At 68.7% G+C, this 25,974-nt stretch carries 22 protein-coding genes and 1 tRNA gene; 13 read left to right on the forward strand and 10 right to left on the reverse strand.

Annotated elements, in window-relative coordinates:
- Nucleotides 1-20 precede the first annotated feature (20 nt).
- Nucleotides 21-368, reverse strand: a complete 348-nt coding sequence (locus tag GTW51_RS07335; protein WP_163043242.1) for a hypothetical protein — start codon at nucleotides 366-368, stop codon at nucleotides 21-23.
- On the opposite strand from GTW51_RS07335, the gene GTW51_RS07340 reads away from it, so the two are divergent.
- Nucleotides 367-957, forward strand: a complete 591-nt coding sequence (locus tag GTW51_RS07340) for an NAD(P)H-dependent oxidoreductase (RefSeq protein WP_163043243.1) — start codon at nucleotides 367-369, stop codon at nucleotides 955-957. The genes GTW51_RS07335 and GTW51_RS07340 overlap by 2 nt on opposite strands.
- Nucleotides 958-1,028: 71 nt before the next feature.
- Here GTW51_RS07340 and GTW51_RS07345 read toward each other — a convergent pair whose 3' ends face one another.
- Nucleotides 1,029-2,483, reverse strand: coding sequence for a RimK family protein (locus tag GTW51_RS07345; RefSeq protein WP_163043244.1), 1,455 nt, complete (start codon nucleotides 2,481-2,483; stop codon nucleotides 1,029-1,031).
- Between the two features lie 8 nt (nucleotides 2,484-2,491).
- Entirely contained in the window at nucleotides 2,492-3,835 is a 1,344-nt protein-coding gene (locus tag GTW51_RS07350) for a GNAT family N-acetyltransferase/peptidase C39 family protein (RefSeq protein ID WP_163043245.1), read from the reverse strand.
- A gap of 95 nt (nucleotides 3,836-3,930) precedes the next feature.
- On the opposite strand from GTW51_RS07350, the gene GTW51_RS07355 reads away from it, so the two are divergent.
- A tRNA-Arg gene (locus GTW51_RS07355) sits at nucleotides 3,931-4,007 on the forward strand.
- A 253-nt stretch (nucleotides 4,008-4,260) separates the two neighbouring features.
- Nucleotides 4,261-5,955, forward strand: coding sequence for an MHYT domain-containing protein (locus tag GTW51_RS07360; RefSeq protein WP_163043246.1), 1,695 nt, complete (start codon nucleotides 4,261-4,263; stop codon nucleotides 5,953-5,955).
- Nucleotides 5,956-6,130: 175 nt separating this feature from the next.
- Here GTW51_RS07360 and glnT read toward each other — a convergent pair whose 3' ends face one another.
- From glnT to GTW51_RS07390, 6 genes are all read right to left on the reverse strand, one after another.
- Nucleotides 6,131-7,438, reverse strand: coding sequence for a type III glutamate--ammonia ligase (gene glnT / locus GTW51_RS07365; RefSeq protein WP_163043247.1), 1,308 nt, complete (start codon nucleotides 7,436-7,438; stop codon nucleotides 6,131-6,133).
- Between the two features lie 91 nt (nucleotides 7,439-7,529).
- On the reverse strand, nucleotides 7,530-8,858 hold the full coding sequence (locus GTW51_RS07370) for an FMN-binding glutamate synthase family protein (RefSeq protein ID WP_163043248.1): 1,329 nt from the start codon (nucleotides 8,856-8,858) through the stop codon (nucleotides 7,530-7,532).
- A gap of 43 nt (nucleotides 8,859-8,901) precedes the next feature.
- A complete protein-coding gene (locus GTW51_RS07375; RefSeq protein ID WP_163043249.1) occupies nucleotides 8,902-9,588 on the reverse strand; it encodes a GltB/FmdC/FwdC-like GXGXG domain-containing protein in 687 nt (228 codons plus the stop codon).
- A 32-nt stretch (nucleotides 9,589-9,620) separates the two neighbouring features.
- Nucleotides 9,621-10,526 (reverse strand): class II glutamine amidotransferase, encoded by a 906-nt coding sequence (locus GTW51_RS07380; protein WP_163043250.1) that lies wholly within the window; start codon nucleotides 10,524-10,526, stop codon nucleotides 9,621-9,623.
- 126 nt (nucleotides 10,527-10,652) lie between these two features.
- On the reverse strand, nucleotides 10,653-11,327 hold the full coding sequence (locus GTW51_RS07385) for a helix-turn-helix domain-containing protein (RefSeq protein ID WP_163043251.1): 675 nt from the start codon (nucleotides 11,325-11,327) through the stop codon (nucleotides 10,653-10,655).
- A 23-nt stretch (nucleotides 11,328-11,350) separates the two neighbouring features.
- Nucleotides 11,351-12,367 (reverse strand): GlxA family transcriptional regulator, encoded by a 1,017-nt coding sequence (locus tag GTW51_RS07390; RefSeq protein ID WP_246232732.1) that lies wholly within the window; start codon nucleotides 12,365-12,367, stop codon nucleotides 11,351-11,353.
- A 94-nt stretch (nucleotides 12,368-12,461) separates the two neighbouring features.
- On the opposite strand from GTW51_RS07390, the gene GTW51_RS07395 reads away from it, so the two are divergent.
- Genes GTW51_RS07395 through GTW51_RS07410 form a run of 4 tightly spaced genes read left to right on the forward strand, consistent with a single transcriptional unit; the run spans nucleotide 12,462 to nucleotide 17,466 of the window.
- Nucleotides 12,462-13,712: a sarcosine oxidase subunit beta family protein gene (locus tag GTW51_RS07395; protein WP_163043252.1), complete on the forward strand. Its 1,251-nt coding sequence runs from the start codon at nucleotides 12,462-12,464 to the stop codon at nucleotides 13,710-13,712.
- Between the two features lie 10 nt (nucleotides 13,713-13,722).
- A complete protein-coding gene (locus tag GTW51_RS07400; protein ID WP_163043253.1) occupies nucleotides 13,723-13,995 on the forward strand; it encodes a sarcosine oxidase subunit delta in 273 nt (90 codons plus the stop codon).
- Entirely contained in the window at nucleotides 13,992-16,916 is a 2,925-nt protein-coding gene (locus GTW51_RS07405; protein WP_163043254.1) for a sarcosine oxidase subunit alpha family protein, read from the forward strand. The genes GTW51_RS07400 and GTW51_RS07405 overlap by 4 nt, the downstream gene beginning before the upstream one ends.
- Entirely contained in the window at nucleotides 16,909-17,466 is a 558-nt protein-coding gene (locus GTW51_RS07410) for a sarcosine oxidase subunit gamma family protein (RefSeq protein ID WP_163043255.1), read from the forward strand. The genes GTW51_RS07405 and GTW51_RS07410 overlap by 8 nt, the downstream gene beginning before the upstream one ends.
- Before the next feature lie 14 nt (nucleotides 17,467-17,480).
- Here GTW51_RS07410 and GTW51_RS07415 read toward each other — a convergent pair whose 3' ends face one another.
- Nucleotides 17,481-18,146, reverse strand: a complete 666-nt coding sequence (locus GTW51_RS07415) for a TetR/AcrR family transcriptional regulator (protein ID WP_281354587.1) — start codon at nucleotides 18,144-18,146, stop codon at nucleotides 17,481-17,483.
- A 243-nt stretch (nucleotides 18,147-18,389) separates the two neighbouring features.
- On the opposite strand from GTW51_RS07415, the gene GTW51_RS07420 reads away from it, so the two are divergent.
- The 6 genes from GTW51_RS07420 to hpxZ all read left to right on the forward strand — a co-directional run bounded on the left by GTW51_RS07420 (nucleotide 18,390) and on the right by hpxZ (nucleotide 25,969).
- Nucleotides 18,390-19,574, forward strand: coding sequence for an ABC transporter substrate-binding protein (locus GTW51_RS07420; protein ID WP_163043257.1), 1,185 nt, complete (start codon nucleotides 18,390-18,392; stop codon nucleotides 19,572-19,574).
- An 87-nt stretch (nucleotides 19,575-19,661) separates the two neighbouring features.
- Complete coding sequence (locus GTW51_RS07425; protein WP_343033957.1) at nucleotides 19,662-20,534, forward strand: branched-chain amino acid ABC transporter permease; 873 nt, start codon at nucleotides 19,662-19,664, stop codon at nucleotides 20,532-20,534.
- Entirely contained in the window at nucleotides 20,531-23,026 is a 2,496-nt protein-coding gene (locus GTW51_RS07430) for a branched-chain amino acid ABC transporter ATP-binding protein/permease (protein ID WP_163043259.1), read from the forward strand. The genes GTW51_RS07425 and GTW51_RS07430 overlap by 4 nt, the downstream gene beginning before the upstream one ends.
- A 31-nt stretch (nucleotides 23,027-23,057) precedes the next feature.
- Nucleotides 23,058-24,284, forward strand: coding sequence for an amidohydrolase family protein (locus GTW51_RS07435; protein WP_163043260.1), 1,227 nt, complete (start codon nucleotides 23,058-23,060; stop codon nucleotides 24,282-24,284).
- 7 nt (nucleotides 24,285-24,291) lie between these two features.
- Entirely contained in the window at nucleotides 24,292-25,503 is a 1,212-nt protein-coding gene (locus tag GTW51_RS07440; RefSeq protein WP_163043261.1) for an amidase, read from the forward strand.
- Between the two features lie 91 nt (nucleotides 25,504-25,594).
- Nucleotides 25,595-25,969, forward strand: coding sequence for an oxalurate catabolism protein HpxZ (gene hpxZ / locus GTW51_RS07445; RefSeq protein WP_163043262.1), 375 nt, complete (start codon nucleotides 25,595-25,597; stop codon nucleotides 25,967-25,969).
- The last annotated feature ends 5 nt before the right edge of the window (nucleotides 25,970-25,974 follow it).

Here is a 25,974-nt window from a genome sequence, read left to right on the forward strand (position 1 = left end):
GCCGCTCGTTCCTGCCCGCATCATCGAAGCCGCGTCCCGGGGGCTACCGCCGCCCGGTCGCACTCGGCGAACACGCTTTCGGCAAGGTCGACGCTCGCCTGAAGCTTTCGCCAGCGTTCCTGCAGCCGAAGAGGCGCGCGCGGCCAGGGGCGCCCTGCCGGCCTGCGGTTCTGAGGATCGGCGTCGTGCCTGATCGGCAGCGGCGGTTGCATCGGTTTCTCCCCTTCCGGAAAGCATACGCGCCTTGGTGGTACCCGCCTTGATCTGCCGCAACCAGGCTGCACCGGATCGACGCGCTTGACCAGCATCAAGGCGCCGTTCGCGCGCACGGGCAGGATGACGGCCACCCGCAGCCGGAGCCAGCTCATGTCCCGCCGTATCCTGATCATCGTCGGACATCCCGACCCGGCGCCGGAACGTCTCTGCCGCGCCCTCGCCGCGGCCTACCGCGCAGGTGCCGAGAGCGCCGGTCATACCGTCCGCGAGATCGGCCTCGCGACACTCGAGATACCGATGCTGCGCAGCCAGGACGACTTCCTCCACGGCAGCGTACCGGCGAGCCTGGCGGCGGCCAGCGCGGCGCTCCTCGAGGCCGAGCACATCGTCCTGGTCTTTCCGCTCTGGCTGGGCACCATGCCGGCCCTGCTCAAGGCCTTTCTCGAACAGACGATGCGGCCCGGCCTCGCCTTCCTGTACGGCGCGGGACCCGCGGGCATGCCGAAGCCGGCGCTTGCCGGCCGCTCGGCCCGGATCGTCGTCACCATGGGCATGCCGGCGCTGGCCTACCGGCTCTGGTTCCGCAATCACGGCATCGCGTGTCTCAGGCGCAACATCCTCAATTTCGTCGGCATCAAGCCGGTGCGCGAGACATTGTTCGGTCAGGTGGAATCCGTCGGAAAGGCCCGGCGCGAAAGCTGGATCGCGGCGATGCACAGGCTCGGTGCGCGCGGCATCTGACATGCCCCTCCGGGCCTTTGCCCTCGCGGCCCTTCTCCCCGTGGGCCCGCGGGATCAGCGGGCAGCCCAGGCTAACGCTCGATGCGGTCGATGAACCAGCGGGTGAGCCGGGTCCAGACCTCGTCCTTCTCCGCGGCGTCCTCGACGCCGTGCTCGAGATTGGGATTGTCGTTGATCTCGATGAGGAAGACGCCGTCGTCGGTCTCCTTGAGGTCGACGCCGTACAGCCCGTCGCCGATGCAGCGGGCGCCCTTGAGCCCCGCATCGAGGACGTGCGGCGGCGCGTCGGCGAGCTGGAACGCCCGGAAGCCGCCCTCCAGCGGCCGGCCGCCGGCCTCGTGGTTGATGATCTGCCAGTGCTCGCCGGCCATCAGATACTGCACGGCGAACAGCGGCTCGCCGCCGAGCACGCCGATGCGCCAGTCGAAGCGCGTCGGCATGAATTTCTGCGCGATCAGGAGGTCGCTGTCCTCCAGCCAGGCATGCGCCAGCGCTTCCAGCCCGGCCTTGTCGTCGACCTTCTTGACGCCGCGCGAGAACGAGCCGTCGGGGATCTTCAGCACCATCGGGAAGCCGAGCAGGTCGGCCGCCCGCACCAGGTCCTCCTTGCCGCCGATCATCACCGAGGGCGGCGTCGCAATGCCGTTCTGCGCCATCAGCTCGTTGCAATAGACCTTGTTGGTGCAGCGGATCATCGAGATCGGATCGTCGATGACCGGCATTCCCTCCTGCATCGCGCGGCGGGCGAAGCGGTAGGTGTGGTTGGAGATCGACGTCGTCTCGCGGATGAACAGCGCATCGAAATTGGCCAGCCGCGGCAGCTCCTTGCGGGTGATCGGCTCGACATCGACCCCGAGCCGCCCGGCAATGCGGGCCCAGTGCTTGAGGCTGGCGACCGAGGAAGGCGGCAGCGTCTCCTTGGGATCGTAGAGCGTGGCGAAGGCGTATTTCGCCGGCGTCTTCGCCTTGGCCTCGCGCCATTCGCGCGCCGTGTGCTTCGCCATTGCCGCCAGCAGCCGCTCCGTCTGGCCGGCGTCCAGCTTGCCGATCGAGGCGAAGCCGATGCGCTTGATCGCCGGCCGTCCGGCCCTGGCTTCCAGGTGGATCTCCAGCGCCGGCGCGCGGAACCAGTCGAACACCAGCTTGGCGAAGCGCTCGAGGCGCGGATCCTCGCCATAGCCGAAATACACCCGGATCGGGGATTGCGGCAGCGGCGCGTCGCCCAGCGCCTTGCCGAGGACGGCGTCGAGCTCCGGCAGGGCGTTATCGTAGAGCTTCTTCTCCGACAGGTCGATCATCGTCTCGACCGAGGGAATGATGCGGTGGCCGCGCGCCTCGGCGAGCAGCGAGGCATAGTAGCCGCGGCTCTGATAGGCGTAGGAGCGCGAGAGGTTGATGATCTTCGGCCGCTGGCCCTGGAACAGGCCGGGTCGCGCCAGATAGTCGCGACTCGTCATGATCTTGTGCGGCGTCAAGCCGTTGTCGAGGTCGGCAGCGCGGCCGACCAGAACCACCCATTGCGACATGACGGAACTCAGGCCTCGCGTCTGGAGAGGAAGACGGCCGCCCGAAGCCCCACCTTGCCGAAGCGGGCGATCCGGTCGAAGGTCTCGTAGGGGATCGGCAGGCTGGCCGCGTCGGCAGCCGTCTCGCCGCGTTCGTCGGCAACCCAGGGGTCGTGGATGACGATGTGGCGTCCGTCGTCGCCATGGGCGAGGACCCAGTGCGGCACCTTCTTGTCGAACATGTGGTAGCCGGAAATCAGCACCACCGCCGTCTTGCCGGCGGCGATCGCGGCGCGCAGGTCTACCAGGGTGAACGGCCGGATCAGCACCGGGATTGCGTAGGAAACGGCGCGGCGACGGAAATCCTCCTGGGCGAGCGCCATCACCACCTGCTTTTCGGCGCTGCGAACGCTTTCCAGGAACAGGTCGCCCGGCTCCGAGACGTGGATCTCGGCATCGAGGCCAAATTCATGCGCCGCCACCGCCAGGCCGTAGGGGTCGCAGCCGCCCGGCCCCGACATCATGAAGACCGTCGTCGCCTCCCGCCAAAGCCGGATCTCGGTGACCGGCTCGAGCGGGAAGTCCGCCACGTCGCGCGCCATCGCCATCATCAGGCAGCAGGCGCCGCAGGTGAAATCGGTGGTCTGGGCGTAGTAGGGAACGCCCGTATCGATCGCCGTCTCGCCGCGCAGCGTCTTCTCGAAGCGCAGCGCCGGGCTGTGGTCGGCGTAATAGTCGAGGCTCCGGCCGATCTTGCGGTAGCCGGCCGACCGGTAGAGCGACAGGGCACGGGCATTGTCCTCGCGCACTTCCAGCCTGAGGGCGATCCGGTCGCTCGCGTAGGCCGCCTTCTCGGCCGCCTCCAGCAGCGCCCGGCCGATGCCCTGCCCCGTCGCCCGCGGCGATACCGCCAGCGAATAGAGCCGGGCAAGGCCTGTGCCGCGCCGCAAGAGCAGCGCCGCATAGCCGGCGAATGGCGCGCCGGGGGCGGCCCCGGCCGTCTCGGCGACGAGGAGAATGGCGCTGGATGCACTCACCAGCCGGCGGAAGGAGCGGCGGGATAGCCGGTCGGCGTCGAAGGCTTCGTTCTCGAGCCGCTCGAGCCGCTCGATGTCGCCCTGGCCGGCACGCCTGAGGACGAGGTCGGCGACGGGCGAGGCGGGGCGGGCGGCGTGCGACATCGTGGAAGCCAGTGACGCGAGACCCGCGCCGGTGCGCGCATCTATAGATCGCGGCCCGCCGGAAGGCGACGGGAATTTCCGCGCCCGGCTGCGGCGCAGCGGGATGGCAGCGAGGAGCGCTCGCGATCGACGAACGATGGCCAATGCCCGCACGCGGGCGCCGACAACAAGGTCGATGCCGCGAAGGCCCATCGGCTTCCCGTCCGTGACGCGCGAAGCTTCCTTGCGGGCGCCGGCCGGATCGGTTATCGAGTGACGATATCTGGCCCGCCCGCGCGGCGGCCCGGGCACCCGTAGCTCAGCTGGATAGAGCGCTGCCCTCCGAAGGCAGAGGTCACAGGTTCGAATCCTGTCGGGTGCACCATTTCCCTGAAAATTGCGAAGCGTTTCCGGCCTGCGACACAGGTCCCGACGGCGTCTGCTCCAGCGTCACCTTTTCGCAAAAAGGGATCTCGGAATAGATCGTGGTGAAGGGGCAACGACATCGAGACGGCCGTGAGTCGGCGCAGATCCGGCTGTTCAGGTCAAGTTCAAGGTGGCAGCGCCAGACTTAGTTGCGCTACGCCTAGCGCCCTGCAGGCTGCTGCTGCCGCGATTCGCCGACCAGACTGGGCCCAATGCACGCAAGCCACGACCCGATCTTCGTTCTCCTGTCCCTGGTCGTCGCCGTCCTCGGATCCTGGACGGCGCTCGATCTTTTCCGCCGCGTGCGAACCAATCTCGGTCAGGCACGGCTTGTCTGGCTGGCCATCGCCGCACTCGCCATGGGTCTCAGCATCTGGTCCATGCACTTTGTTGCCATGCTGGGCTTCGATCCGGGCTCGGCTGTCCAGTACGATCCGCTCCTGACGCTGGTTTCGCTGGTTCTGGCCATCGGCGCGACGGGCGGCGCCTTCTTCTTCGCGGCGCGCGAGGGGGCCCGACTGGCGCATGTGCTGGCGGCCGGCGCCGCGATGGGCGTGGGTATCTGCCTGATGCATTATGTCGGCATGGCCGCGCTGCGCACCGCCGTTTCCATGGGCTACAATTTTGGCCTGGTTGCTCTCTCGCTGGTGATCGCGATGGCGGCCTCCACCGCCGCCCTCCTCGCCGTGCGACGGGAGCGGGCTTTCCGGTGGCGCGTGATCGCCGCGCTGACACTGGGCGCCGCGATCGTCGGCATGCACTACACGGCCATGGCGGCCCTCGAACTCACGCCCGCGCCGGCGGCGCATGTGGAACCGCATGGCCCGCCGCCATACATGCTGGCTGCGTCGGTTACCGGCGGCACGCTGCTGATCCTGCTGCTCGCACTGATGGCTTCCCTCTACGACCAGCGGGCCAATGTCCTGTCGGCGCTCGAGGCCGGCGGTGTCGGCTATTGGGAGCTCGATCTGCGCTCCAGCGCCCTTCATGTCTCGTCGAGAGCCAAGGAGATTTTCGGGCTGAAGCGCGAGGACGCGCTGACGCTCGAGCGGTTTCGCGCCCGCGAGTCGGGCGAAGCGCGCGCGAAACGCGACCAGGTGCTCGAGCATGCCCTGTTCACCGGGTCGGACTACGATGACGAATACCGTCTGACCGAGGCGGATCGGTGGGTGAACGTCAGGGGACGGGCGCTTCTCGATGGACGGGGCCGGCCCCACCGCATGATCGGCGTGGTGCTGGATGTCACGGACCGCCACGAGGCCTTTTCGGCCGTCAAGGACAGCGAACGGCGCCAGCGTCTGATGATCCACGAGCTGAACCATCGGGTGAAGAACACGCTTGCGACCATCCAGTCGATCGCATCGCAGACCGCCCAGCGCGCGGAATCGCCGGAGGCGTTCCGCAAAAGCTTCGAGGGGCGCCTGATCGCGCTCTCGGAGACGCATAACGCGCTGACCCGCGGCGGCTGGGAGATGGCCTGCCTGCGCGAGATCATCCAGCATGAGCTCAAGCCGTATTCCCCGGAGCAGATCCAGCTGGATGGACTGAGCATTCCCCTCGGCCCGCGGGAGGCTCTGGCGCTCGGCATGGTGATCCACGAACTGGCCACCAATGCCGCGAAATACGGGGCACTCTCCGAGCCGGGTGGCTGCGTACGGGTGAGATGGGCGATCCAGCCCGACGATGGGTCGGATGTCCTGGCGATCGACTGGTCGGAGCGCAGCGGCCCGGCCGTTCAACCCCCGAGCCGAAAGGGCTTCGGCTCGCGCCTGCTCTACCTCAGCATCGAAAAGGAGTTGGGCGGCACGGCGGAGCTTCGCTACGACGCCGAAGGGTTCGGGTGCTCGCTGACGATTCCTCGCGTGCCGGTCAGGGCAGATCTCGACCCGGAGAACGTCCTCCTCTGACGTAAGGCCACGCGGCTCGTTGGTGACCTCGCCAGGCAGGCCGGGCACGACGGCGAGCTTGGCGATGACCAGCGACGCGTCGAAATTCTTCTGCGGGCATCAAACTCGAGAAGATCGACGGTCGGCGCGGGTCCCGGGATGCCCGTCCAGCGCCGGCAGCGGCCGCCAGTGCCGTTCACACATCCAGCGTCGTCGCGTGCTCCCACGCCGTGAACTGGCTGCAGTGGGTGTTCCATTCCTGCTGCTTCAAGGTGAGGTAGGCGGTGGAGAAATCCCGCCCCATCGCCGCGCAGAGGCTGTCGTCCTTCTCGTATTCGCGCAGCGCGTCGAGGAGGTTCAGCGGCAGCTTCGGTGCGTCGGTGATCGTATGGCCGTCGCGATACATGTCGATGTCGCGATGCGGGCCTGGATCGGCCTCCGTGCGGATGCCGTCGAGGCCGGCGGCGATGATCACCGCCTGCAGGAGATAGGGGTTCACCGCGCCGTCCGGCAGCCGCAGCTCGAAGCGGCCGGGGCCGGGCACGCGCACCATGTGGGTGCGGTTGTTACCGGTCCAGGTGACCGAGTTCGGCGCCCAGGTGGCGCCCGAAACGGTGCGCGGCGCGTTGATGCGCTTGTAGGAATTGACCGTCGGATTGGTGATCGCGGCGAGCGCCGAGGCGTGCTTCATGATGCCGCCGAGAAAGTGGCGGCCCTTCTGCGACAGGCCGAAGGGCATGGTCTCGTCGGCGAAGACGTTGGTCGTCCCGTCATTGCCCCACACCGAGATGTGGCAATGGCAGCCATTGCCGGTCAGGCCCTTGAAGGGCTTGGGCATGAAGGTCGCGCGCAGCCCGTGCTTCTCGGCGATCGACTTGGCCATGAACTTGAAGAAGGAATGCTTGTCAGCGGTGGCGAGCGCGTCGTCGTATTCCCAGTTCATCTCGAACTGGCCGTTCGCGTCCTCGTGGTCGCTCTGGTAGGGCTGCCAGCCGAGCTCCAGCATGCCGTCGCTGATCTCGGCGATGACGTCGAAGCGCCGCATCACCGCCTGCTGGTCGTAGCAGGGCTTCTCCGCCGTGTCGTATTCGTCGGAAATCTTGCCGCCGTCGGGCGTGACGAGGAAGAACTCCGCCTCGACGCCGGTCTTGACCCGCAAGCCCTCTGCCGCCGCCTCCGCGACCAGGCGTTTCAGCGCCACGCGCGGGGCCTGGCCGACCGGCTTGTCCTCCATCACGCAATCGGCCGCCACCCAGGCGACGTCCGGCTTCCAGGGAAGCCGCATCACCGCAGCGGGATCCGGCAGGGCGAAGAGGTCGGGATGGGCCGGCGTCAGGTCGAGCCAGGTGGCAAAGCCGGCAAAGCCCGCGCCGTTCTTCTGCATGTCGGCGATCGCCTGCGCCGGAACCAGCTTGGCGCGCTGGCCGCCGAACAGGTCGGTATAGGAGATCATGAAGTAGCGGATGCCGTGTTCGGCGGCATAGGCGGAGAGGTCGGTTGTCACGGAATGTCCCTCGGATCGCGGTCGGTTTGGAAGGCGGCGTGCGGTCCGCACCGCCTCCGCCCGGGAGCCGGCCGGACTATCGAGTGGAGTGCTAGAAGCCGTTCTTGCCCGGGATCCAGCTGGTGCCGGCAAGCGGCACCTGCGCCATGGCGGAGGCTTCCAGTGTCAGCGCGACCAGATCCTCGGGCTCCAGATTGTGCAGATGGTTGTGGCCGCAGGCGCGCGCGATGGTCTGCGCCTCCAGCGTCATGACCTTGAGGTAGTTGGCGAGGCGTCGGCCGGCGATCGAGGGATCGAGCCGCTTCATCAGCTCGGGGTCCTGCGTGGTGATGCCGGCCGGGTCCTTGCCCTCGTGCCAGTCGTCATAGGCCCCCGCCGTGGTGCCCAATTCCTGGTATTCGGCTTCCCATTTCGGATCGTTGTCGCCGATCGCGACCAAAGCCGCGGTGCCGATGGAGACGGCGTCGGCGCCCAGCGCCAGGGCCTTGGCGACGTCGGCGCCGGAGCGGATGCCGCCGGAGACAATGAGCTGCACCTTGCGGTGCATGCCGAGCTCCTGCAGCGCCTGGACCGCCGGGCGGATGCAGGCGAGCGTCGGCATGCCGACATTCTCGATGAACACGTCCTGCGTCGCCGCGGTGCCGCCCTGCATGCCGTCGAGCACCACGACGTCGGCACCCGCCTTCACCGCCAGCGCGGTGTCGTAATAGGGCCGCGAGCCGCCGATCTTGATATAGATCGGCTTCTCCCAGTCGGTGATCTCGCGCAGTTCGAGGATCTTGATCTCGAGATCGTCCGGCCCGGTCCAGTCGGGATGGCGGCAGGCCGAGCGCTGGTCGATGCCTTCCGGCAGGTTGCGCATCTTCGCGACGCGCGGCGAGATCTTCTGGCCGAGCAGCATGCCGCCGCCGCCGGGCTTGGCGCCCTGCCCGACGACGATCTCGATCGCGTCGGCGCGGCGCAGATCCGCCGGGTTCATGCCGTAGCGCGACGGGAGGTACTGGTAGACCAGCAGGTCGGAATGGCCGCGCTCCTCGTCGGTCATGCCGCCGTCGCCGGTGGTGGTGGAGGTGCCGGCCAGGCTCGCGCCGCGCCCGAGCGCTTCCTTGGCCGGGCCGGACAAGGCGCCGAAGCTCATGCCGGCGATGGTGATCGGGATCTTGAGATGGATCGGCTTCGTCGCATGGCGGGTGCCGAGCACCACCGAGGTGTCGCAGCGCTCGCGGTAGCCCTCGAGCGGATAGCGCGAGATCGAGGCGCCGAGGAACAGCAGGTCGTCGAAATGCGGCACCTTGCGCTTGGTGCCGCCGCCCCGGATGTCGTAGATGCCGGTCGCCGCGGCGCGGCGGATCTCGGCCAGCGTGTGGTCGTCGAAGGTCGCGGACTTCTTCGGCGGCATCGGGGGATTATAGTAGCTCATCGTCGCCTCTTCCGGGGGTCTCTCGCGCGTCGCGCCGGAGGCGCTAGTAAGCGTCCGCGTTGTCGATGTTGAAGGTGTAGAGCGTACGGGCCGAACCATAGCGCTTGAACTCCGAAGCAGAGACGTTCTCGACCCCGGCCTTGGCGAGCAGGTCCTCGACGATGGCGAGATGCTCGGCCCGCATCTCCTTCTCGATGCAGTCGGCACCGAGGCTCTTCACCTCGCCGCGCACGAACAGGCGGGCCTCGTAGAGCGAGTCGCCGAGCGCCTCGCCGGCATCGCCCAGCACCACCAGATTGCCGGTCTGCGCCATGAAGGCCGACATGTGGCCGATCGAGCCGTGAACGACGATGTCGATGCCCTTCATCGAGATGCCGCAGCGCGAGGCGGCGTTGCCCTTGATCACGAGGAGGCCGCCGCGTCCGGTGGCGCCGGCATATTGCGAGGCATCGCCCTCGATGACGACGATGCCGGACATCATGTTCTCCGCAACGCCCGGCCCGGCCGAGCCGTGCACGGTGACCGTGCCGCCATCGTTCATGCCGCCGCAATAATAGCCGACCGAGCCCTTCACATCGACGGAGACGGGCGCGTCGATGCCGACCGCGACGGCGTGCGCGCCGCGCGGGTTCACAACCTCGAACGCCGTATCGTTCTGGCCGGGCGCGATCGCGTGCAGCGCCCTGTTCAGTTCGCGGAGCGGCGTCTCGGCAAGATCGAAGACGGGCATGGTGCTTCCTTGGAGATCGGGCGGCGGACGGTTCAGGCGGCGGCCTTGTCGTGGTCCCAGAAATAGACGGTGGCGGGCTCGGGCTCCCAGACCCGCGCCGTCTCGATGCCGGGCAGGCCGACAAGGGCGCGGTATTCGGAGCCGAAGGCGACATACTGGTCGGTCTCGGCCATCACGGCGGGCTTGCAGGCGATCGGATCGCGCAACACGCCGAAGCCGGTCCTGGTGCCGACGACGAAGGTGAAGAAGCCGTCGAGGTCGCCCAGCGCGCCGGTCAGCGCCTCGCCGAGATCCTTGCCGGCCGCCATCTCGGCGGTGAGATAGGCGGCGGCGACCTCGGAATCGTTCTCGGTCTCGAAGCGCATGCCCTTCGCCTTCAACCCGCGGCGCAGATTGTTGTGGTTGGACAGGGAGCCGTTATGGACGAGGCACTGGTCGGCGCCGGTCGAGAACGGATGGGCGCCCATCGTGGTGACGGCGGATTCGGTCGCCATGCGGGTGTGGCCGATGCCGTGCGTGCCGCTCATCGCGGCGACGCCGAAACGGGCGACGACATCCTTCGGCAGGCCCACTTCCTTGTAGATCTCGACGCTGGCGCCGGCGCCCATGATGCGGATGTCCGCGGCGTCGAGCGCCGCGCGCACGGCGTCGAGCCGCTCGGCCGGGACGGTGATCACCGCGTGGGTGCTCTTCACTGTGACGCGCGCAGTTCCGCCTGAGGCGTCGGCAAGCTTCGCCTCGAGCCCGGCAAAGTCCTGCTCGGGCGTCGCGGACTGCACGGTGAGCTTGGCCGTTCCGTCGGTTTCATGGCCATAGATGGCAATCCCGGCCGAATCCGGCCCGCGATCGGTCATGGTGACCAGCATGTCGGCGAGGAGCATGCCAAGCTGCGGCTCCAGCGCCTTGTCTTTCAGAAACAGTCCGACGATCCCGCACATGGCTGATCCCTTCCATCCGCAACCCGGATGAAACCTATGCCATATCTGTCGGAGAAGTCACCTCCTCAGGAATAATTATTTCTTCTGCAGAACTTCTACATGTCGCTGCGGTTGCCGTCCCGGTCGTCAGCCACCGGCCTGCGGATAGGCGATGATCGACAAATAGCGGCTCGGCAGCTTCACCAGTTCCTCCGGCCCGTGCGGGGCGTCGGCGTCAAAGAACAGGCTGTCGCCCGGCCGCATGTGGAAGCGCTGGTCGCCGTGCCGGTAGACGATCTCGCCCTCCAGCATGTGCAGAAACTCCATGCCGGCATGCTGGAAGGTCGGGAAGACGTCCGAGCCGGTGGTGAGCGTGATCAGATACGGCTCGACCGTGACGCCGCTGGTGTTCTCGTGGATGTGGCCGAGGAGATTGTACTGGTGGCCGGCCCGCGTGCCGCGCCGCTCCAGCTCCACGCCCTCGCCGGCTGGCACGAAGACGGCATTGCGCACCTGTTCGTAAGTCCGGAAGAAGGCGGTGATCGGCAGGCCAAGCGCCCTGGCGAGTGACTGCAGCGTGGTGAGCGAGGGCGAGATGTTGCCGTTCTCGATCTTCGACAACATGCCGAGCGACAGGCCCGTGGCGCTGGCGAGGTCGGCGACGGTGATGCCGAGTTCCTTGCGCCGTGCCCGAACCGCGATGCCGATCGCCATCTCGAGATTGTTCTCGCGCGTCTCGCGGACCGCGTGCGGATCCTGGCGCAGCTTCGGTGGCTCGGCCGCCGGGTCCGATCCGCCATTCTCTCGGTCCGATATCGCCATGTCGCCCCCGTGCCTTCCGGTGATCATCTATCGTCGGCGCGATCCTGCGCAACCACGCGTCCCATCTCCGACAGGGATCCGCGGCGCCGTCGCGCCTCGCTCGGGCTCGATCCGTACGCCGCGCGAAAGCTGCGCGAGAAATGCCCGGCGCTGGAAAACCCCGTCGCGTAGGCGATCTCGGCAAGGCGCAGCGGGCTTTCATGCAGCAGGCGCTTCGCATGGTCCAGCCGGACGCGCCGGTAGGCTTCGGAGAAGGACATTGCCCGGTGCTGCGCGAACAGCCGGTCCACGTGGCGCGGCGAGACGCCCGCGAGACGCGCCATCGCCGCGCGGGACAGCGGCGTTTCGATATTCGCCTCCATCGCGGCCAGCACCGTCACCAGCGCCGGATGGTGGACGCCGTATCGCTCGGCCAGCGAAGCCCGTTGCGGCCCCGCGGCTTCCCCAACGTCGGCATGGAGAAACCAGTCGGAGACGCGACGGGCGAAATCCGCCCCCATCCGCGCGGCGATCAGCGCATGCATCATGTCGAGTGGCGCGACGCCGCCGCCGCAGGTCAGCCGGTCCCGATCGATGACGAAGCGGGCCTGCTCGGGCATCAGGTCGGGAAAGGCCTCGCGCAGCGCCGGCGCGTGCTCCCAATGGATGGTGAAACGTCGCCCGGCGAGCAGCCCGGCTGCCGCGAGCACATAAGGCCCGCCCGAGATGCCGCCGATCGACACACCCTCGCTGGCGACCGCGCGCAAGGCCGCGTGCACGGCCGGGCGGTGCCAGTCTTCCGGTGAGCCGCCGGCGCAGACGAACAGCGTGTCGAGCCCGCTGCCGCGCGCCGGCAGGGCCGCTGCCGGAACCGTCGCGGTGCCCGAGGACGGCACCGCGGCCGGCGTCTCGGCGAAGGCGCATATCTCGTAGAGCGGGCGCCCGGCAATCAGATTGGCCGCCCGGAACGGCTCGCTGGCCGCCGCGAAGGACATCAGGGCGAAGCCGGGGAGGAGGAGAAAGCCGATGCGCCGGACCGGCGCGTCTTTCGAAGAGCGCATGTCCTATGGGTAACGGATTCGGTCCCTTTTATGCAAGCAATCCGGCGCGGCGCGGCGCAAAGCTCGACCGTCGCAGCCTCCGACGGGACCGTCCATGCGCTATTCCGCCCTGTCCATCCTCCGCCACGGGTTACGCGGCAATCGCGACTGGCAGGCCGCCTGGCGCAACCCGGCGCCGAAGCCGGCCTACGACGTCGTCATCGTCGGGGGCGGCGGCCACGGGCTCGCCACCGCCTACTACCTCGCCAAGGAATACGGCGTCCGCAACGTCGCTGTTCTCGAAAAAGGCTGGCTCGGCGCCGGCAATATCGGCCGCAACACGACGATCATCCGCTCGAACTACCTCTTGCCCGGCAACAACCCGTTCTACGAGCTGTCGCTGAAGCTCTGGGAAGGGCTGGAGCAGGACTTCAACTACAACGCCATGGTCTCGCAGCGCGGGGTCATCAATCTCTTCCACTCCGACGCGCAGCGAGACGCCTATGCGCGGCGCGGCAATGCCATGCGCCTGCACGGCGTCGACGCCGAGCTGATCGACGCCGAAGTGCTGCGCGCCCGGCTGCCCTATCTCGATTTCGACAATGCCCGCTTTCCGATCAAGGGGGCGCTCGTCCAGCCGCGCGGCGGCACGGTGCGCCATGATGCGGTGGCCTGGGGCTACGCGCGCGGCGCCGACCGGCTCGGCGTCGACGTGATCCAGCACTGCGAGGTGACCGGCATCAGGCGCGAGAACGGCCGGATATCAGGCGTCGAGACGAGCAAAGGCTTCATCGGCGCCGGCAAGCTGGCGCTCGCCACCGCCGGCCATTCTTCGCGCACCGCCGCCATGGTCGACATGGTGCTGCCGCTGGAGAGCCACGTCCTGCAGGCCTTCGTGTCGGAGGGGCTGAAACCCTTCATCGACAATGTCGTGACCTTCGGCGCCGGGCATTTCTACGTGTCGCAGTCCGACAAGGGCGGTCTGGTCTTCGGCGGCGACATCGACGGCTACAATTCCTATGCCCAGCGCGGCAATCTCGCCACCGTCGAGCATGTCGCCGAGGCCGGCGTCGCGATGATCCCCGGCCTGTCCAAGCTGCGGGTGCTGCGCTCCTGGGGCGGGGTGATGGACATGTCGATGGACGGCTCGCCGATCATCGACCGCACCCATATCGACAATCTCTATCTCAACGCCGGCTGGTGCTATGGCGGCTTCAAGGCGACGCCGGCCTCCGGTCTCTGCTTCGCCCATCTGATCGCGCGCGACGAGCCGCACGAGACGGCGCGCGCCTTCCGGCTCGACCGCTTCCGGCGCGGTTATCTGATCGATGAAAAGGGCCAGGGCGCCCAGCCGAACCTGCATTGAGGAGACCGCGATGGCCAGTCTGATACGCTGCCCGCATTGCGGGGCGCGCCCGAGGGAAGAATTCACCGTGAGGGGTGCTGCCCTTGCCCGCCCGGCACCCGAAGCCGGCGAGGCGGCGTGGTACGCCTATGTCTATCTGCGCGAGAACCCGCGCGGCCCCCATGCCGAGCACTGGCACCATTCGGCCGGCTGCCGCCGCTGGCTGGTAGTGACGCGCGACACCGCCACCCACGAGACGCTCGGCGTCGCGGATGCCGCCGCCGCGGTGGAGCAGACCCGATGACCGCCCATCGTCTCCCACAGGGCGGGCGGATCGACCGCTCCCGCACGCTGTCCTTCAGCTTCGACGGCAAGATCCTGACCGGCCATCCCGGCGATACGCTGGCCTCCGCTCTGATGGCGAACGGCCGGCTGGTGATGGGCCGCTCCTTCAAGTACCACCGCCCGCGCGGGCCGGTGACGGCGGGCGCGGCCGAGCCCAACGCGCTGGTGACGCTCGGCACGGGCGGTCGGCGCCAGCCCAACACCCGCGCCACGATGGTCGAGCTCCACGACGGCCTCGTCGCCGAGAGCCAGAATTGCTGGCCGTCGCTCGACCACGATATCGGCGCGCTGAACGGGCTCCTGTCGCCGTTCCTCTCCGCCGGCTTCTACTACAAGACCTTCATGTGGCCGGCCGCCTTCTGGGAAAAGGTCTACGAGCCGCTGATCCGTCGCGCCGCCGGCCTCGGCCGGGCCGGCTACGAGGCGGACCCCGATACCTACGAAAAGCTCTGGGCGCATTGCGACCTGCTGGTGGTCGGTGCCGGGCCGGCCGGCCTTGCCGCGGCGCTGACCGCCGGCCGCGCCGGCGCCGAGGTGATCCTCGCCGACGAGAACCCGCAAGCCGGAGGCACGCTGGTCGGCGATGTTTCCCGTGAATCATGGTTGCGCGCGACGCTGGCCGAGCTGGATAGCCTGCCGAACGTGCGTGTGATGGCCCGCACGACGGCCTTCGGCTGGTACGATGACATGGTGTTCGGCGCGGTCGAGCAGGTCGGCGCCGGCCAGCCCGCCGAGCGGCTCTGGCGCATCGCCGCGCGCCGCGCCGTGCTCGCCACCGGCGCCGAGGAGCGCCCGCTGGTGTTCGGCGGCAACGATCTGCCTGGCGTGATGACCGCCGACGCCATGGTCGCCTACGCCCGCCGCCATGGCGTCGCCGCCGGCCGCCGCGTCGCGGTCTTCGCCAGTTCCGGCGCCGGCGCGCGCGCCGCCGAGGCCCTGGAGGCTGCCGGGGTCGACGTCGTGGCGCTGATCGACGCCCGCGCCGAGGCCGAAACGCCAGCAGTCCACGCCCGCATCCTCAAGGGCGCGATGGTCGCGGGCGTAAGTGGGAACAAGGAAGTGCGCTCGCTGCTGGTACGCCGTGCCGACGGGCGCGAGGAAACGATCGAGGCCGATGCGCTGGCGATGTCGGGCGGCTTCAGCCCGCGCATCCATCTCGCCTGCCATCGCGGCGGCAAGCCCCGCTGGAGCGAGGCGCATGGCGCCTTCCTGGCGCCGGAAGCGCTCGGTGCGCTGTCCCTGGCGGGCTCCGCGAACGGCGCCTGGCGGTTGTCCGACTGCCTCGCCGAGGGCGGCCGCGCCGCATCGAGCGCGCTGGAGGGGCTTGGCATCAATGCCGCACTTCCCGATTTCGGCGCGATGGAGGAAGGCCCCGACCCGGCGCCGGCGCGCAGGCTCTGTCAGGTGTCGAATCCCAGGGGCAAGGCCTTCGTCGACTTCCAGAACGACGTGCATCTGCGCGATCTCGGCCTTGCGGTCCGCGAGGGCTTTTCGCATGTCGAACTCGCCAAGCGCTACACCACCACCGGCATGGCCACCGACCAGGGCAAGCTGTCCAACGTCAACGCCATCGGCATCCTTGCCGAGGCACGGGGCGTCTCGCCGGCCGAGATCGGCACCACCACCTTCCGCCCGTTCTACACGCCGGTCTCCTTCGGCGCGCTGACAGGCTCGGCCCGGGGTGAGCATTTCAGCCCGGTGCGCCGCTCGCCGCTGCATGGCTGGGCGGAGAAGAATGGCGCGCGCTTCGTGGAAGCCGGTTTGTGGCATCGCTCGGCCTTCTTCCCACGCGACGGCGAGACGACCTGGCGGAAAAGCGTCGACCGGGAGGTGCGCACAGTGCGCGAAGCGGCCGGGCTCTGCGACGTGTCGACGCTCGGCAAGATCGAGATCTTCGGGCCGGATGCCGCCGAGTTCCTCAACCGTGTCTACTGCAACGCCTTCCTCAAGCTGCCCGTCGGCAAGGCCCGCTACGGGGTGATGCTGCGCGAGGACGGCCATGTTTACGACGACGGCACGACCAGCCGGCTCGCACCGGAGCATTTCATCATGACCACGACGACGGCGCTCGCCGCCGGCGTCCTTACCCATCTGGAATATTGTGCGCAGGTGCTCTGGCCGGAACTTGCGGTCGCCATGGCGTCGGCCACCGACCAGTGGGCGCAGATGGCGCTGGCCGGGCCGAAATCCCGGACGATCCTTCAGGGCATCGTCGACATCGACCTTTCCGACGAAGCCGTGCCCTTCATGGCCGCGCGCGAAGTCACGCTGTTCGGCGGGCGGCTGGAAGGGCGGCTCTTCCGCATCTCCTTCTCGGGGGAACTGGCCTACGAGATCGCCGTGCCCGCCGGCCATGGCGAGGCGCTCGCCGACGCGATCATGGCGGCGGGGGCGCCGCACGGCGTCTGCGCCTATGGCACCGAGGCCCTCGGCGTGCTGCGCATCGAAAAGGGCCACGTCACCCACGCCGAAATCAACGGCACGGTGACGCCGGCCGACCTCGGCATGGGCCGCATGGTGTCGCAGACCAAGGTGGATTTCATCGGCAAGCACATGCTGGGCCGCGAAGGCCTGGTCGCGCCGGACCGGCCGCGCCTCGTCGGTATCAGGCCGCTCGATCCGGCACAGAGCTTCAAGACCGGCTCCCATATCCTCGCCAAGGGCGCCGAAGCGACGCTCGAGAACGACGAGGGCTACGTCACCTCTTCCTGCTTCTCGCCACATGTCGGCTCGACCATCGGCCTGGCTCTCGTCAAGCGCGGCGCCGAGCGGCATGGCGAGGAGGTGCTGGCCTGGAATGCGCTGGCCGGCGAGTTCACGCCGGCGCTGCTGGTCGATCCGGTCTTCGTCGATCCCGAGAACAGGAAGCTCCATGGCTGATCTCGCCCCCGCCGCCCGCCCGGTCCTGGCCTTCGCGCCGCTCGGGACGCCGGAAACGCCGCTGCGCCTCGTCGCGCTGCCCGAGGGCCGGGTGATCCACGCCCTCGCCACGGTGCGGGGTCTCGATCTCACCGACCGTCTCGCCGTCATCGCCGGCGATGCGCCCTTCGCCGTGCGCGCCTATGCGCCCGGCCAGTGGTTTCTCGTGGAGGACACACCGCTGGCGCCGGGCGATCTTGCCCGATTGGCCGAACAGGTCACCGGCCAGCTGGCGCTGTCCGACCAGAGCCATGGCCGCGTTCGCCTGTCGATCGAAGGACCGGCGGCCCGGCATCTCCTCGCCAAGGGGACGGGCGTCAATCTCGGTGAATCGGCCTTCCCGGTCGGCCACTCGGCGCCGACGCTCTACGGCCATGTCGGCATCCACCTCACCCGGACGGCGCCGGAGCGCTACGAACTCCTCGTGCTGCGCAGCTTTGCCGTCGATCTCTGGGAACAGCTGGCGAAGGGCGGCGCCGAATTTCTGGGGACGGGTTCAGCCGCGCACTGACGCTTCGCGGCAGGTCAGCGTGTCCGGTCCGCCATCAGGAAAGTCAGCACCACGTCGACGACGTGGACGCGCCGCGCCGCGAGCCAGTCCGGGGCGCCGAGGTCGCGCTTGAACATCACCGACAGCGTATCGCGCTGGGCGAGATGGATGATGCACAGCGACCGGATGGTCACGTAGAGCTGCGGCGGATCGATCTCTATCCGGAAGTCGCCGCTCGCACGGCCACGACGCAGCAGATCCTCGATCGTCTCCACCAGCGGCAGCGCCGAATCCGAGACGGCGGGCAGGTTCCGCACGAAGCGGCCATGGGCCATGTTCTCGTTGCGGATCATCGCGACGAATTGCGGGTTGTCGCGCAGATAGTCGAAGGTGAACTCGACGAGGCGCCGCATCCCGTCGGCCGGGGGGAGCGCTCCGAGATCCAGCTGGCGTTCGAGGACGCGGATGCCGGCATAGGTGTCGGCCAAGGCTGTGAGGTAGAGCTCCTCCTTGCCGCCGAAATAGCGATAGATCATCTGGATGTTGGCCTCGGCGGCCCTGGCGATCTGGTCGATCCGCGCGCCGGCGAACCCGTGCTCGGCGAACGCCGCCTTGCCCGCATCGAGAATCCGCTGGCGGGTGGCCGCGGCGTCCCGCTTGCGCGGCGGCCTGGCATCGATGGTCGTGTCATCCTTGGCCAGATCGGCAGTCCTTCACGGCGGTTGGCACCCGATCGTGCATTTTAAGCAGGCACCTGACCCTTCCTTAGCCATCGACGCTCCGTGGCGAAAGCCGGTCGCCGGCCTTCGGCTTCATCTCACAAGTAATAATTTCCTTGCATAGCAGGCGCCGGCCCTGCCGGCCGGCGATTGGCCTGCTTCTTGCAAAGCCGTTTCCATGGGCGCTCGGGCGCACCATCCATTCAACGGCAAGGGAGCGTCGAGATGACCGTCAACCGATCCAGCATTCTGGCCAGGCTGCTCGCGGCCGGTACTGCCGCCTGGGCGATCGCCGCACCAGCACAGGCCGCCGATCCGATCAAGATCGGCCATGTCGCGGCGCTCTCGGGTGCCTCCGCCCAGTCCGGCGAGGCGATCACCCGCGGCCTGAAGATCGCCATCGACGAGATCAACGAGGACGGCGGCCTGCTTGATGGACGCATGCTCGAACTCGTCCAGCGCGACGACCAGTCGACGCCGCCGCGCGGCCTCATCGCGGCGCGCGAGCTGATCGACAGCGAAGGCGTCGCGGCGTTCTTCGGCGGCATCGACTCGCCCGTCTCGCTGGCCATCGCGCCGCTCGCCAACCAGACCGAGACGCCCTTCGTCGCCGTCTGGGCCGCAGCGACCGGCATCACCCGCAACGGCGCCAACCCCAATTTCGTCTTCCGGGTCTCGGCCGTCGACGCCCTGGTCGACGTGAAGCTGCTCGACTACGCCAGCGATAAGTTCGGCGCCGCGAAGATCGGGCTGATGCTGATCAACAATCCCTGGGGCCAGTCCAACGAGGAAGGGCTGGAGGCCGCCGACGCCGAGAACGACGCGGTCGAGATCGTCGGCGTCGAGAAGTTCGAGGCCGCGGACGTCGACATGACGCCGCAGCTGATGCGGCTGCAGGCGGCGGGCGCCGAGGCGATCGTGCTGGTCGTCAACGCGCCTCCGGGCGCGCAGGTGATGAAGTCGCGCGAGCGCATGGGCTGGGACGTGCCGGTGGTGTCGCACTGGGGCATCTCGGGCGGGCGCTTTCCCGAACTCGCTGGCCCGACGGCCGGTGACGCGCATTTCGTCCAGACCTATTCCTTCTTCGGCGAGCTCGGCACCGTCGGCGACGCCTTCATGCAGAAGCTGATGGCGGCCTACCCGGAGATCACCGGGCCGCAGGACATCTTCTCGCCCGTGGGCACCGCCAACGCCTATGACGCCATGCATCTCGTCGCCCAGGCGATCGAGCAGGCGGGCTCGACCGAGGGCGATGCCATCCGCGTGGCGCTCGAAAATCTCGAGACGCCCTATGAGGGGCTGATCAAGACCTACGACAAGCCGTTCTCGGCCGAGGAGCACGATGCGCTGGGGGCGGACGACTACATCATGGTCCGCTACGACGGCGACCAGGTCGTTCCCACGGAGTGACGCGGCCAGCGACCCGGCGGGGGACGTCCTCGCCGGTCCTGTCGCCGGCATCAGGGTTCCCCGCACAAGCATCGAAGCATCACGATGATCTTTCTCTCCGCCCTCGTCACCGGGCTGGGGCTCGGCAGCATGTACGGGCTGCTCGCCCTCGGCTTCTACGTCACCTACGTCGTCTCCCGGACGGTCAATTTCGCCCAGGGATCGACGATGATGCTGGGGGCGGTGCTGACCTTCACCCTGACGGTGACGCTCGGCTGGCCCTCGCCGGTCGCGATCGTCTGCGCGCTCGCGGCCTGCGCTGCCTGGGGGCTCGTCGTCGAGCGGATCGCCGTGCGGCCCTTCGTGCGGCGCGGTTCCGACGCCTGGCTGATGGCGACGGTGGCGCTCGGCATCGTCATCGACAATGTCGTGCTGTTCACCTTCGGCCGCGATCCGCGCGGCATGCCGCCGACGGCGCTCGTCACCGAGACCGTCGACGTCGCGGGCGTGCGCGTCCAGCTGCAGCAGATCCTGATCCCGCTGGTCGGCATCGGCATCGCCGTCGCCTTCACGCTTCTCGCAAGGCGGACCAGACAGGGCCTGGCGATGATGGCAGTGGTCCAGAACACCGCCGCGGCCCGGCTGATGGGCATCAATACGGAAGCCGCGGTATCTGCGGCCTTCATCCTGTCCGGCCTCTTTGCCGGCATGGCCGGCATCCTGATCGCGCCGCTGTTCACGATCTCCTCGACGATGGGCACGCTGTTCGGCATCAAGGCCTTCGCCGTGGCGATCCTCGGCGGCATCACCAACCCCTGGGGCGTGATGTGCGCCGGGCTGCTCTACGGCGTCGCCGAGGCGATGATCACCGCCAGCTTCGGCTCGACCTACACGCAGATCGCCGCCTTCTCGCTGGTCATCGTGGCGCTCGCCGTCCGGCCGGACGGGCTGTTCGGCCGCGCGGAGGTGAAGAAGGTTTGAGATACGCGACCCCCCTGGCGGCCATCGCGCTCGGCGCCCTCGCCCTTTTCACCATCTTCACCGGCAACGGCTACCAGCTCTTCGTCCTGTCGCTGCTGGGACTGACGGCGATCGTCGGCATCGGGCTCAACATCCTCGTCGGAATGACCGGGCAGATCTCGCTCGGCCATGTCGGCTTCTATGCCATCGGCGCCTATACGGTCGGCATCCTGACCAAGGACTACGGCCTCAGCTTCTGGCTGGCGCTGCCGCTCGCCGGACTGCTGGCGGCAGTCGCCGGAGCCCTCCTGTCGATCCCGGCACTCCGGGTGCGCGGGCCGTATCTGGCGATGATCACCATCGCCTTCGGCTTCATCGTCGAGCAGAGCGCGGCGGAACTCAGCTGGCTCACCGGCGGGTGGAACGGCATCCTCGGCATCGCCCCGTCCTCGCTCTTCGGGATGAGCTTCTCGCCGCGCGACACCGCGCTGCTGGTCCTCGTCCTCGTCGCGGCGTCGCTGCTCTTCTATGCCCGCTTCAGCGCCAGCCGCTGGGGCACAGCGCTGCGCGCGCTGCGGGATTCGGAGGTCGCGGCCGGGTCGATCGGCCTCGATCCGGTGCGGCTGCGCTGCGTCGCCTTCGCGCTCTCGGCCGCCTTCGCGGGCATCGCCGGTGGCGTCTACGCGGTCCTCAGCGGCTTCATCAGCCCGGAGAGCTTTCCGTTCTTCGAATCGATCCTGTTCCTCCTCGTCGTCATGATCGGCGGTGCGGACACGATCCTCGGGCCGCTCATCGGCGCCATCGTGGTCATCCTCCTGCCGGAAGTGTTCTCCGCCCTCGCCGAATACCGGCTCCTCGTCGTCGGATTGCTGCTCCTGGTCGTCCTGCGCCTCGCACCGCGCGGCATCGTCGGCGGCCTGCAACAGATCGCGGCCCGGACGCTCGGCAAGGACGCCGGCCCGCGCGTCGACCCGGAAGCCGCTGCCATCTTCCCGCGGGCGGAAGCCGCACGCGCGCTCGTCGTCACGGACCTTTCGATCACCTTCGGCGGCGTCAAGGCGGTGCAGGACCTGTCCTTCCGGGCCGAGCCCGGCGCGGTAACCAGCATCATCGGTCCCAACGGCGCCGGCAAGACGACGGTGCTGAACCTGATCACCGGCTACTACCAGCCGCAGTCGGGCACTGTGCGGCTCGGCGACCGGAACCTCGCCGGCAGCGCCGCGCATCGCGTGGCCCGTGCCGGGATCGCCCGATCCTACCAGACGACCCAGCTCTTCGAGCAGCTGAGCGTCCTCGACAATCTGATGATCGCCATGGTCGGCGGCAAGGCGCGGCCGCGCGACGCCTTCCGCCGTCTCGAAAGCAACGAGCGCGCCCGGCGCGCCGAGGCCCTGCTCGCCTTCGTCGGCTATCGCGGGACGCTGCAGACGCCCGCCGGGGCGCTCGCCCATATCGACAAGCGGCTGGTCGAGATCGCCCGCGCGCTGGCCTTCGCGCCAGAGGTGCTGCTGCTGGACGAACCAGCCGCCGGGCTCGGCGAGGACGATTCGGCCCAGCTTGCGGGGCTGATCCGGCGCATCGCCGAGGGCGGCATGTCCGTCGTCCTGATCGAGCACGACATGACGCTGGTCATGGGCGTCTCGGACCACATCCTCGTCTTGGACGCCGGGCGCAAGATCGCCGAGGGAACGCCCGCCGCCATCCGCGAAGACCCGGTCGTCCTCAAGGCCTATCTCGGCGACAACGAGATCGCTCTCCGCTCCCGCGCGGCGCCGAAAGATGCCGGCCCGTCGGTGCTCGCCGTGACCGGGCTGACGGCGTCCTACGGCGCCAGCGAGGTGCTGCGCGGCATCGATATCGCGGTCTCGCAGGGCGAGCTCGTCGCCGTCCTCGGCGCGAACGGTGCCGGCAAGTCGACGCTGATGCGCGCACTCGCCGGGCTGCACCGGCCGGTCGGCGGCAGCGTGTCCTTCGCCGGCCAGGAAGTCGGACAGTTGCCGGCGAACCGGATCGCCCGGCTGGGTCTCGTCCTGGTGCCGGAAGGCCGGCAGGTGTTCCCCGAGCTGACGGTGGAGCAGAACATCCGGCTCGGCGCCTATGGCCGACCATCCGCCGACCTGACCGGCGACATCGAAAAGCTCATGGATCGCTTCCCGCGCCTGCGCGAACGCCGGACGCAGCGGGCGGGCCTGCTCTCGGGCGGCGAGCAGCAGATGCTGGCGATCGCCCGCGGACTCGTCGCCAACCCTGAGGTGCTGCTCCTGGACGAGCCGTCGCTCGGCCTCGCGCCGGCGCTGATCCAGGACCTCTACGCGACGCTCGGCGCGCTGCGCGACGACGGCACGACGATCCTGCTGGTCGACCAGATGGCGGAAATGGCGCTGTCGATCGCCGACCGGGCCTATGTGCTGTCTTCGGGCGCCATCGTCGCCGGCGGCACCCCGGCCGAGGTTCGGCAGAGCGGCGTCCTGCACGACAGCTATCTCGGCGGTGGCACGGAAGCCGCCGCATGACCGACGCTCAAGGCCAGGGGAAACCGAACGCATGGACCTGATCATCCGCAACGCCCTCATACCGACGCGGCCGGGCGGGCCCGTCGACATCGGCATCGAGGCAGGGCGCATCGCCGCGATCGAGGCCGGTCTTTCCGCCGATGGCCCGGTTCTCGACGTCGACGGGCGGCTGGTGACGCCGGGCTTCGTCGAGACCCACATCCATCTCGACAAGTCCTGCATCCTCGATCGCTGCGCCTCGACGCGCGGCGACCTCGCCGAAGCGATCACCGAGACGGCGCGAGCCAAGAAGGAGTTCACGCCGGAAGACGTCTACGCCCGCGGCCGCCGCACGATCGAGAAATGCATCCTGCAGGGCACGACCCACATGCGCACCCAGCTGGAGGTCGATCCCGGCATCGGCCTGCGCGGCCTCGAGGGCGTGATGCAGCTCGTCGAGGATTATCGCTGGGCCATCGACATCGAGATCTGCGTGTTCCCGCAGGAGGGGCTGCTCAACAATCCCGGAACGGACGAGCTGATGGTCGAGGCGCTGCGCCGCGGCGCGAGAGCCGTCGGCGCGGCGCCCTACACCGACAGCGACCCGCACGGGCAGATCGACCGGGTGTTCGAGATGGCCCGCGAGTTCGACGTCGATGTCGACATGCATCTGGATTTCGGCGCCGATCCCGGCGCGCTGGATCTCGACTATGTCTGCGCGCAGGCGAGCCGCTTCGGCTGGGGCGGGCGGACCGCCATCGGCCACGTCACCAAGCTCGCCTATGTCGAGCCGGCGCGGCTCGCCGAGATCGCCGGCCGGATGCGCGACAGCGGGGTCGCGCTGACCGTCCTGCCGTCCACCGACCTCTTCCTGATGGGCCGCGACCGCGATCACGCGCAGACGCGCGGCGTTGCCCACGCGCATGAACTCCTGCATCACGGGGTCAACTGCTCGCTGTCCACCAACAACGTGCTCAACCCGTTCACGCCGTTCGGCGACTGCTCGCTGCTGCGGATGGCCAATCTGAATGCCAATATCTGCCATATCGGCTCGGTGGCAGACATGGCCGAGTGCTTTGCCATGGTGACCACGCGCTCGGCGCAGCTGATGAACATCGCCGATTATGGTCTCGAAATCGGCAAGTCCGCCGATCTCGCGGTCATCGACGGAGCGACGCCGTCCGCCGCGGTGGCCGAGCTCGCGCCGGTGCTGCACGCCTTCAAGCGCGGACGCCGCACGCTCACCCGCCAGCCCGCCCAGATCCACCGACCGAATTGAGACGACCATGCCCGACCTGAACCAGCCGAAGCTGTCGCGCGAATCCAGCGGCGCCTTCTGCCCCGACGCGAACCAGATCGCCCTGAGCGGCGCCAGTGAGGGGCCACTGGTCGGCCTCAGCTTCGCGGCAAAGGACGTCTTCGACATCGCCGGCGTAACCGCCGGCAATGGCCATCCCGACTGGCTGCGCACCCACGCGCCGGCGAGCCGCACCGCGCCGGCGGTCCAACGCATGCTGGATGCCGGGGCCGATCTCGCCGGCAAGACGATCGCCGACGAGCTCTGCTACTCGCTGACGGGCGAGAACTACCACTACGGCACGCCGGTGAACGCCCATGACCCGGCGCGCGTCCCCGGCGGTTCCTCGAGCGGCTCGGCGTCGGCCACCGCGGCGGGGCTGGTCGACTTCGCCCTCGGCACCGATTGCGGCGGCTCGGTGCGGGTGCCGGCAAGCTATTGCGGCCTCTACGGCATGCGGCCGACCCACGGGGCGGTTCCGACGGCGGGCGTGGTGCCGTTCGCGCCCAGCCTCGATTGCGTCGGCTGGTTCGCGCGGGACCCCGGCACTTTCGCGCGCGTCGGCGCGTTGCTGCTGCCCGACGACGCGCCGGCCGAACCGGTGACGCATCTCCTTCTGGCGGAGGACGCCTTCGCACTGCTCGACCCGGCGCTTCGCCCGGCATTCGCGGCTTCGATCGAACAGGTCGAGGCCGCCGTCGCGCCGGCGACGCCGGTCACCCTCTCCGAAGAAGGCCTCGACCAATGGTCCGAAACGTTCCGGACCGTGCAAGCCGGCGAGATCTGGGCGTCGCTCGGCGACTGGATCGAGGCGGTGAAGCCCCGCTTCGGCCCCGGCGTCAGCGAGCGCTTCGCCGCGGCGAAACTCTTGAATCCGGGTGCCATCGCGGCGGCCAAGGAACGGCGGCTGGCGATCCGCGGGCGGCTGGACGCTCTCCTGTCACCCGGGACGGCGATCATCACGCCGACCGTGCCGCGCATCGCCCCGCTGCGCAATCTGGCCGCCGCGGAAGTCGAGGTCGCCTACCGGCACGCGGCGATGAACCTGCTCTGCTGTGCCGGCCTGGCCGGCCTGCCGCAGGTCTCGCTGCCGCTGGCGACCTTCGAAGGCATGCCGATCGGGCTTTCGCTGCTGGGGCCGCGCGGCAGCGACCGCGCGCTGCTCGCCTTGGCTGCCAGTCTGGCGCCGGCGACCGCCTGAAGCCAGGCCGGTCGGCCTCGTCGGCAAAGCGGGCGCTGCCCTAACAGTCAATTGCCGTTTCACCTTTCGTCCCGAACCCAAGGACAGGCCCATGGATATCGATCTGCCGGAGATCATGGCGGAGGTCGAGGCGGCCTTCGCCCGCTACGAGACCGCGCTCGTGACCAACGACGTCGCGGTTCTCGACGAATTGTTCTGGAACGACCCACGCACCGTCCGCTACGGCGCCACCGAGAATCTCTACGGCTATGACGAGATCCGGGCCTTCCGGGCGGGTCGCAGCCCGAAGGGGCTGGCGCGGACGCTCCGGCGCACGCGGATCACCACCTTCGGCCGCGACTTCGCGACCGCGATGACGCTGTTCGACCGCGACAACGTCAACCGCATCGGCCGCCAGAGCCAGACATGGGTCCGCACCGAGGCCGGGTGGAGGATCGTCGCGGCGCATGTCAGCCTGGCGGACTGAGGCTT

Source organism: Aurantimonas aggregata (assembly GCF_010500835.1).
Taxonomy (GTDB): Bacteria; Pseudomonadota; Alphaproteobacteria; order Rhizobiales; family Rhizobiaceae; genus Aurantimonas; species Aurantimonas aggregata.